Source organism: Burkholderia sp. BKH01, from assembly GCF_025685725.1.
Lineage (GTDB): Bacteria > Pseudomonadota > Gammaproteobacteria > Burkholderiales > Burkholderiaceae > Burkholderia > Burkholderia pyrrocinia_C.
Genome location: NZ_JAOTQT010000025.1, coordinates 99,978 through 108,601, shown reverse-complemented (window position 1 = coordinate 108,601; position 8,624 = coordinate 99,978). Strand labels below are relative to the sequence as shown.

Below are 8,624 nucleotides of genomic sequence, written 5' to 3'. Positions count from 1 at the left end.
CGCGGTGGATGCCGCGGCCGGCGGGGCGGCGAGCGCATCGCCGCCGCGACCGGCCAGCGGCCAGGCGAGCGCGGCCACCGCGGCCGGCAGCGCCCAGCCCGCGAGCGCGGCGAGCCAGCCCCAGCGCGCCGCGGCGAACGGCGCGACGACGCTCGCGAGCACCGCGCCGCCCATGATCGACGTCGAATAGACGCCCATCGCGCCGCCGACGCGCGTCGCGAAATGCGCCTTCACGAAACCGGGCAGCAGCGCCTGCACCATCGCGATCCCGACGCCCGCGCAGCAGGCGCTCGCGAGCAGCAGCCACGCGTGCTGCGCGCCGATGCGCGACACGCAGGCCAGCCCGATCAGCGCGACGCCGAGCCATACGCCGCCCGCGATGCCCGTCACGCGCTGCAGGCGCCGCGCACTCAGCGCGCCGAGCCCCATCAGCAGGATCGGGATCGTGGTCAGCAGGCTGGCCGCGCCGTCGCCGATGCCGGTCGCGCGCTGGATCATGTCGAGCAGCGGGCCGACCGCGGCGAGCGCGGGCCGCAGGTTCAGCCCGACCAGCAGGATGGCGGCGAGCCGCCATCCGGGGGAAGTGAAACGATTCATCGACAGGCCCTCGATATCGGTGCACGGCATCCGTCCGGGTGCCGTGCGTTTTCATGTAAAGTATCTCGACATCAAGATAAACGCCGATTTATCTCGACGTCAAGATAACTGGTGAGCCGAGGAGGGTTAATGGATCGAGCCGCGCATGCGCTCGCGCAATGGCGCTCCGAGCGTCCGGATCTCGACGCGTCGTCGATGGTCGTGATGGGGCGATTGCAGGAAGCCGCGCTGGTGATCGCGCGCGACCGTCTCAATCCGCTGTTTGCGCGCTACGGGATGCAGCCGGGCGAGTTCGACGTGCTCGCGACGTTGCGGCGCGGCGGCGCGCCGTTCGCGCTGACGCCGACCGCGCTGTACGACGCGCTGATGATGTCGTCGGGCGGGATGACCGCGCGCATCGACCGGCTGCAGAAGGCCGGCTGGGTCGAGCGCCGGCCGAACCCGGCCGACGGGCGCGGCACGCTCGTCGCGCTGACCGAAGCCGGCCGCGCGCTGATCGACGAAGCGGTCGTCGCGCATATCGACAACCAGCGCGCGCTGCTGGCCGCGCTGTCGGACGCGGAACAGGCGCAGTTGTCGCAATTGCTCGGAAAGTTGCTGGCGGGGCTGGCCGGCGGAGCGCCTGAACGACCGGAATGACCGGAGGGGCCGGCCGGAAAGTAGCGCCGGCGAACGGTGGGCGCGAACGCGCCGGGAGGAAGCAAGCGCCACCCGCCGCGCGATGCGGCGGGCTACGCGGATCGCGGGCCGCACACGGCGTGCCCGCGCCGCCGGTCAGCTGCGTGCCGGGATATTGAGCCCGCGCGCGACGGCCGGCCGCGCGACGAACGCGTCGAGCGCCCGCGCGACGTGCCGGAATTCGCTGAAGCCGACCAGATCGCCCGCTTCGTAGAATCCGACGAGGTTGCGCACCCACGGGAAGATCGCGATGTCGGCGATCGTGTACGTGTCGCCCATCATCCACTTGCGGTTCGCGAGATGCGCGTCGAGAACCGCGAGCAGGCGCTTCGACTCGTCGACGTAGCGGTCGCGCGGGCGCTTGTCCTCGTAGTCGCGGCCGGCGAACTTGTGGAAGAAGCCGACCTGGCCGAACATCGGGCCGATGCCGCCCATCTGGAACATCACCCACTGGATCGTCTCGTAGCGGCCGGCGAGATCCTTCGGGATCAACTGGCCGGTCTTGTCCGCGAGATAGATCAGGATCGCGCCCGATTCGAACAGCGGCAGCGGCTTGCCGTCGGGGCCGTTCGGATCGATGATCGCCGGGATCTTGTTGTTCGGGTTCAGCGACAGGAACGCGGGCGACAACTGGTCGTTCGTGTCGAAGCGCACGAGATGCGGCTCGTACGGCAGGCCGGTTTCCTCGAGCATGATCGACACCTTGACGCCGTTCGGCGTCGGCAGCGAGTACAGCTGGAGACGGTCGGGATGCTGGGCCGGCCATTTTTGCGTGATCGGGAAGGCGGACAGGTCGGGCATGGAAGTTCGCTCGTCGACGAGGTGGGTGATCCGCGCTCCGCCGTGCCACCGCGCTCGCGCACGGTCCGCGGCGCGGCGACGGCGCCGGGGCGCGCCGAAAAACGCCCACTGTAGCCGATCCCCGGAATCGATGCAGGCGGCGGCCGGGATTCGCACCCGGGCGCCGCCACGCCCGTGCCGCGTCAGGTCATCGCATCGTCAGAAGTTGTGCCGCAGCCCGATCATCGCGGCCGTCGTGCCGACACCCGGCGCGACCGGCTGCCCGTACACGAGCATCTGGCCCATCGTGCCGCGGTTGTTCACGCGGCCGACCTGCGCATACACCATCGACCGTTTCGACAGGCTGTAGTCGGCCGCGAGCACGACCGCCGTCGAGCGATTCTCGGAACGGTTGCGGTCCTTCAGGTAGTACACGGCGGAGGTGACCTGCAGCGCGGGCGTGAAGCGGTAGCCGACGCCTGCCGACAGCATGTCGAGGTTCACGCGGTCGGCATGCGCGGGATTCCTGCCGTTGCCGTACGACGCCGACACCGAGAAATCGCGGATCGTGTATTTCGCGCCGACGTACATGAAGCGATTGTTGTCGACGCCGGTCGGCGCGACGCCCGGCGCGGGGTTCGAGTCGTGGCCGTTGTAGTAGAGCGCCGACGCGTTCAACCCGTAGTTCGAGTACTTGAGCACGACGGACTCGCGCGTGCCGCCCTGGAACTGCCCGGCGACGCCGCCCGGCGCGTATTCGAGCGCGATCGACGCGCCCGCGAACGTCGGCGACTGGTAGACGAGCGCATTGCTGTCGTACAGCGCGCCGATCGAGCCGTTGGTGCTGGTCCCCGGCCAGCCGGCCGCGGTGTTCAGGCCGAGCCACGCGGTCAGCACGCTGCCGAAGAACTGCGCGTTGCGCACGTCGGTGTCGGCCATCGCGTAGATCATCGGCACGATCTGGCGGCCGGCCGTGAACGTGCCGAACGGGCCCGACACGCCGAGCGACGCGACCTGGTTGAAGATCGCGACGGCGCCCGGCGTGTCGCTCAGTTGCAGCTTGCCGGTGCCGCTGTCGAACGAACCCTGCAGCTTGAAGTTGATCTTGTAGCCGCCGCCGATGTCCTCGCTGCCCTTGATGCCCCAGAAGCTCGAATAGATGCCGCCGTCCTTCATGCGGAACACCTTGCCGGTATTCGGCGCGGTCGGGCTGAACGACGCGGCCGACGTGCTCTGGTACAGCAGGCCCGTGTCGACCACGCCGTAGAGCGTGACGGAGGATTGCGCGTGAGCGAGCGCCGAACAGCCGGCAAGCGCCGCGAGCGCGGCCAGTTTCGTCTTCATGAAGTCTCCAGGGTCGTATTGGACCGGACGGGATCGAGCCCGGCCGGGTGAAGCGGGGAAGCATCGGGGCAGGCGGGAGGGCGACACATGCGACGCCGGCGCGAGCCGTGCGGAAAGACTACGCAACGGCGGGCGGCCGCTCCCCCCCATGCACGGGGGGCAGGGTTGCGGAGAATTGGAATGGGGTCAGGGCCTGTGCAAGCTGATGACGGGCTTGCGAACGTGCGTTTCAGCCCGTCCCCCAAGGGGACTTCCTTCGGGCGCGTGCAACGAGAGAGGTGGCGCAATAGCCGCAGCTATCGCAGCGACGAACGACGCCGCAATGCGGGCGGAACAGGCGGTTTCAGGCCAGCGTCAAGGCGTGCTTTCAAGCAGCCCGAGCACGAGCGCGCGGCGCACCGCATGCTTGCGCGAACTGGCGTCGAGCTTGCCGAACAGGTTCTTCAGGTGCCACTTCACGGTTTCCTCGCCGACGGCGAGCGCGACCGCGATCTCCTTGTTCGACAGGTTGCGCGCGAGCAGTTCGAGAATCGCGCGCTCCTTCGGCGTCAGCACGACGCTCGGCACCGCCCGCGGGCTGCCCGCGCCGCGCGGCGCGGGCGGCACGATGCGCGGCTGCGGCAGCGCGTGCCGCGCGGGGCCGTCGCCGGCGGCCGCCTCGTCGCCGACGCGGCGCGCCCAGTCGGCAACGGCCGGATGCGCGTCGGCGAGCGTGCGCGTGAGCCCGAACATGTCCGCGAGGTTCATCGCCTCGTCGAGCAGCGCGCGGCCGCCGCCACCCGACTGCTCGAGCGCGAACGCGCTGAGCGCCATGATCTCGATGCGCTCGCGCCCCATGCTCATTTCGCGGGCCAGCACGGCGGCTTCGTCGAGCGCGGCGCTCGCGTCGTCCCAGCGGCGCGCGGCGAGCGCCGCGCCCGCATGCGCGGTCGCCTGCAGCAGCACGACGGGGCGCCGCCACAGCGGGCCGTGCGACGGAAACTCGGCCGCGGCGATCGCGTCGATGCGCTCGACGAGCGCGTGGCAGGTCGCCTCGCGATAGCGCGCGGCGTGAATCCGCACTTGCTCGGCGAGACTCGCGACCGACAGGCGCGGCAGCCGGCGCGCGACGCCCATCGCGTCGAGCGCCTCGAGCAGGTCGATCGCGCGATGCTCGACGCCGCGCAGCAGCGCGATGCGCGCGGCGGTGCGATAGCCGAGCAGCACGGTGTCGGGCGTGCCCGCGTGTTCGAGCACGTCGAGCCGGTTCGCGAGCAGCGCGGCGGCCTGGTCGACGCGGTCGGCCTCGTAGGCGATCGCCGCGCACATCGCCGCGAGCATGCAGGTCAGCGGATGGCGGCGGCCGAGATCGGCTTCCGCGCGCGCGAGCGCCGGCGACAGCGCGTCGTCCGCGAGCCGGATCTGGCCTTCGCGCAGGTAGCTCAGGCCCGTGATCAGCTCGCCCCAGCGCGCGACGTAGCCGAACCCGGCCGCCGTCTCGCCGCGCGGTGCGGCCTGCTGGAAGCGGCGCGCCTGCGCCGGTTCGCCGACGATGATCGCGCGCGCCGACAGCCGGTTCGCGTGCATCTGCGCGAGCCACGTCGCCGCCGGCGGCGTGAAGTCGGCCCACGGTTCGAACAGGTCGACGAAGCGATCGATTTCGTCGGCGTAGTACGCGGCCGCGCTGAGGATCAGCGCGCACTCGTAGCGCATCGCCGCGGGCGTGCCGGGGTCCGCGAGGATGCCCGCGATCTGCCGCTGCGCCTCGACATGGCGCTCGCCGAGCGCCAGCGCCCAGGCGACCGCGATCCGCAGCGTCGGGCGCTTGTCGAGCTCCGCGTCGGGCAGCAGCGCGAGCCAGTCGAGCACGTCGTTGATGCGACCCTGCTTGATCGCATCCTCGAGGCAGCGCTGCGCGAGCGCGTACGCGGCTTCGACCTGGCCGGCCGCATACGCGTGGCGCGCGGCTTCCTCGGTCATCCCGTGCGCGTCGAGCCACGCGGCCGCGCGTGCATGCAGCACGCTGCGCTCGGCGTCCGGGCCCGCGGCCAGGCGGTCGCGCAGCGTGTCGCGCACCAGCGGATGCAGCCGGCACCAGTCCGAATCGTCCGACGCAATGAACAGCGGCGTGTCGCGCGCGAGCCGCGCGAGCCGGTCGGGCGCGCCCACGTCGTCGAGCAGCGCGGCGCACAGCGACGGATGCAGCCGATCGGCGACGCTCGTGCGTGTCAGGAACGCGGTGTCGTCGGCCGACAGGTTCGCGAGCAGCAGCTCGACGAGCCGGTCGCGCGTGCCGTCCACACGTGCGGCGAGCGCGTCGACGGCCTGGCGCGGATCGGCCGAGCGCGCCATCGCGGCCATCGCGAGCTGCAGCCCGAGCGGCCAGCCGTCGACGCGCTCGAACAGCCGCGCGCATGCGTCGGCGTCGACGCGCTGCGCAAAGCGCGCGCCGACCAGCGCGATCGTCTCGTCGAGCGTGAAGCGCAGCCAGTCGGCGCCCGCGAGCGTGCATTGGCCGCCGGCGAGCAGGTCGCCGGCCGCGTGATCGAGCCCGCGCCGCGCCGCGACGACCACGTGCAGGTTTTGCGGCGCGTTGTGCAGCACGTAGGTCAGCGCGTCGAGGCCGGCGGCCGGCAGCCGCTCCGCGTCGTCGACGATCAGCAGCGCGTCGATCGACAGTTGCGCGACCTCGGCCAGCCATGCGGTCAGGCCGTCCAGCGCGCGTGCCGCGCCACCCGGGATCAGGCGTCCGAAGCCGGGCCGCGCGCAGCCGGTGCGCACCGCCTGCACGAGCCCCTGCAGCAGCCGCGGCGCGTCGTCGCGTTCGTCGGCCGACAGCCACACGACCGCGCGGCCGAGCGCGAGGTATTCGCGGCGCCATTGCGCGAGCAGTGACGTCTTGCCGTAGCCGGCCGGCGCCTGCACGAGCGTGACCGGGCGGCCGTCGAAAGCCGGCGCGGCGAGGCTCAACCGCGCACGGGCGAGCAACTGCGCCGGCACGCGCGGCGCGGTCGTCTTCAGGACCAGTTCGGTGGGGGGCGCGTCGGCGCGATCGGGTGGGTGGGCCATCGGGGCAGCAGTCGGAGTCCGGCGGTGCCGTGCGGGCCAGCGTCCGGGGTGGGCGTGGGGGGAAGGATCGTTCGAACCGCGTTCGCGCGTCAATCCCCCCCCCCCGCGACGAGTGGGGCCGCACCGGCGCCGCGCCGATAGCATGGGTTCCAATGCATGACGAATGACGAACGCCACGAGGAGGGTACCCATGAAGATCGTATCGACCGGCGCGCGGCGCAGCGCGCCGACCGCCGGATAAGCGGAGCGGCGCGATGTACCGCCATCTGCTCGTGACGGTCGACGGCGCACCCGGCGGCATCGACGCGATCGGCCATGCGCTCGAACTGGCCCGTGCGGTCGGCGCGCGGGTCACGTTCGTGCTGCCCGGCACCGCGCCGGACTCGCGTTTATCCGGAGCGCGGCTGCCGGAACACGGTGCGAAAGTGGAAGCCGCCGCACGGGCGCAGGGTTTGTCCTATGCGATCGCGGGGGCCGGCCACCCGGCGGCCGGCGACACATCGCCCGGCACGCTCGCCGGCGAGCTCGGCTGCGACCTGATCTGTGTCGCGGCGCTGCCGCACGATGCCGATGCGGCAACCTGCGCGCGGCGCCAGCATCTGTTCGCGACGAGCGGCGTGCCGGTGCTCGTATGTACGTCGCAGCGTTCACCGGCCGAGGCTCGCGTGATGGCCCGCTGCCTCGATGCGCATCGCGCGGTCGGCGTGCTGCTGCAAACGCTGATGGCGTGCGGCGAACTCGCGAACGGGCCGCGGCGGCAAGCGGTCGATGCGCGCGGTGCGCTGGCCTCGCTCGCCGCGCTGCAGCACGCGCGGTTCGGTACGGCCACCGAAGCGCGGCTGTTCGCGGCATTGCGCGCCCGTGCGGAGTGCGTCGCGGCCGAACTGGACGAACTCGACCGCCAGCGGCAGCGCGACGCGCAAGCGCTCGACGCACTGGCGCGAATCGCCGGGGACGGGCTGCCGTCGGCCGAATTCGACACGGCGCTCGCGCGCTATGCACACGGCGCGTTCGAGCAGATGGGGCGGATGGAAGGCGTGATATTCCCGGCCGCGCGGCGCTACCTGGGCGACGCCGACTGGGCCGAACTGGACGAGCCCCCGGCGGGCGGCGCAGCCGCGACGCCGCCGGGCGCGAACGAACCCGACGATGCGCGACGCGCATCAGACTGACACCATACGGAGAACAAGATGGCACATGCAGTGCGATTCCACGAAACCGGCGGCCCCGACGTGCTGCGCTGGGAAGAAGTCGCCGTCGGCGACCCGGGCCCCGGCCAGGTGCGCCTGCGGCACGAGGCGGTCGGCCTGAACTTCGCCGATACCTATTTCCGCAGCGGCCTGTATCCGGTGCCGCTGCCGTCCGGCATCGGCGTCGAGGCGGCCGGCGTGGTCGAGGCCGTCGGCCCCGGCGTGACGAACGTCGCCGCAGGCGATCGCGTGACCTACACCGGCTTCATCAACACGCTCGGCGCGTACAGCACCGAACGGCTGATCCCGGCCGCGCCGCTGATCCGGCTGCCGGACGGCATCGCGTGCGACACCGCCGCGGCGATGACGATGCGCGGGCTGACCTCCGCCTACCTGCTGCGCCGCATCCATGCGTTCGCACCGGGCGACACGCTGCTGCTGCACGCGGCCGCCGGCGGTGTCGGGCTGATCGTGTCGCAATGGGCGAAGCTGCTCGGGCTCAAGGTGATCGGCACCGTGTCCAGCGAACACAAGGCCGGCATCGCCCGCGCGCACGGCTGCGACCATACGATCGACTACAGCCGCGAGGATGTCGCGAAACGCGTGCGCGAACTGACGGACGGCGCGGGCGTCGACGTCGTGTTCGACAGCGTCGGCCGGGACACCTTCGAAGGCTCGCTCGATTCGCTGAAGCGGCGCGGGCTGATGGTGTGCGTCGGCACCGCGTCGGGCCCGATCCCGCCGTTCGATCCGCAGCGCCTCGCGATGAAGGGCTCGCTGTACCTGACGCGCCCGGCGCTGGCCGACTACATCGCCGATCCGGCGGAGAAGAACGACCTGGCCGGCGAACTGTTCGCGCATGTCGCGGCCGGCCGCATCCGGATCGAGATCAACCAGCGTTATGCGCTGCAGGACGCCGCGCAGGCGCACCGCGATCTCGAATCGCGCAAGACGACCGGTTCGTCGGTGTTCATCGTCTGAGGAGGC

Annotated in this window: 7 protein-coding genes; 3 read left to right on the top strand and 4 right to left on the bottom strand. The window is 71.7% G+C overall.

Annotated elements, in window-relative coordinates; translation table 11 throughout:
• On the bottom strand, positions 1-597 hold a 597-nt coding region (locus OEJ37_RS28060; RefSeq protein ID WP_411859293.1), incomplete at its 3' end, for an MFS transporter.
• 129 nt (positions 598-726) lie between these two features.
• Between OEJ37_RS28060 and OEJ37_RS28055 the strand changes: the two genes are divergently transcribed.
• Complete coding sequence (locus OEJ37_RS28055; protein ID WP_263347656.1) at positions 727-1,236, top strand: MarR family winged helix-turn-helix transcriptional regulator; 510 nt, start codon at positions 727-729, stop codon at positions 1,234-1,236.
• Between the two features lie 135 nt (positions 1,237-1,371).
• On the opposite strand, the gene OEJ37_RS28050 is transcribed toward OEJ37_RS28055, so the two are convergent.
• The 3 genes from OEJ37_RS28050 to OEJ37_RS28040 all read right to left on the bottom strand — a co-directional run bounded on the left by OEJ37_RS28050 (position 1,372) and on the right by OEJ37_RS28040 (position 6,447).
• Positions 1,372-2,076 (bottom strand): glutathione S-transferase N-terminal domain-containing protein, encoded by a 705-nt coding sequence (locus OEJ37_RS28050; protein WP_072441031.1) that lies wholly within the window; start codon positions 2,074-2,076, stop codon positions 1,372-1,374.
• A gap of 198 nt (positions 2,077-2,274) precedes the next feature.
• Positions 2,275-3,399, bottom strand: a complete 1,125-nt coding sequence (locus OEJ37_RS28045) for a porin (protein WP_263347654.1) — start codon at positions 3,397-3,399, stop codon at positions 2,275-2,277.
• Between the two features lie 354 nt (positions 3,400-3,753).
• Complete coding sequence (locus OEJ37_RS28040; RefSeq protein WP_263347652.1) at positions 3,754-6,447, bottom strand: LuxR C-terminal-related transcriptional regulator; 2,694 nt, start codon at positions 6,445-6,447, stop codon at positions 3,754-3,756.
• Positions 6,448-6,701: 254 nt separating this feature from the next.
• Between OEJ37_RS28040 and OEJ37_RS28035 the strand changes: the two genes are divergently transcribed.
• Together OEJ37_RS28035 and OEJ37_RS28030 are read left to right on the top strand one after the other, a co-directional pair.
• Positions 6,702-7,619, top strand: coding sequence for a universal stress protein (locus OEJ37_RS28035; protein WP_263347650.1), 918 nt, complete (start codon positions 6,702-6,704; stop codon positions 7,617-7,619).
• Positions 7,620-7,637: 18 nt separating this feature from the next.
• Positions 7,638-8,618 carry a quinone oxidoreductase family protein gene (locus tag OEJ37_RS28030; protein ID WP_174418955.1) on the top strand — a complete coding sequence of 327 codons (981 nt, stop codon included), beginning with the start codon at positions 7,638-7,640 and terminating at the stop codon, positions 8,616-8,618.
• Positions 8,619-8,624: the final 6 nt, after the last annotated feature.

Excerpts from the sequence above, each read along its gene's own strand:
- OEJ37_RS28055 (WP_263347656.1), top strand. The coding sequence starts at position 727 with ATGGATCGAGCCGCGCATGCGCTCGCGCAATGGCGCTCCGAGCGTCCG.
- OEJ37_RS28050 (WP_072441031.1), bottom strand. The coding sequence starts at position 2,076 with ATGCCCGACCTGTCCGCCTTCCCGATCACGCAAAAATGGCCGGCCCAG.
- OEJ37_RS28045 (WP_263347654.1), bottom strand. The coding sequence starts at position 3,399 with ATGAAGACGAAACTGGCCGCGCTCGCGGCGCTTGCCGGCTGTTCGGCG.
- OEJ37_RS28040 (WP_263347652.1), bottom strand. The coding sequence starts at position 6,447 with ATGGCCCACCCACCCGATCGCGCCGACGCGCCCCCCACCGAACTGGTC.
- OEJ37_RS28035 (WP_263347650.1), top strand. The coding sequence starts at position 6,702 with ATGTACCGCCATCTGCTCGTGACGGTCGACGGCGCACCCGGCGGCATC.
- OEJ37_RS28030 (WP_174418955.1), top strand. The coding sequence starts at position 7,638 with ATGGCACATGCAGTGCGATTCCACGAAACCGGCGGCCCCGACGTGCTG.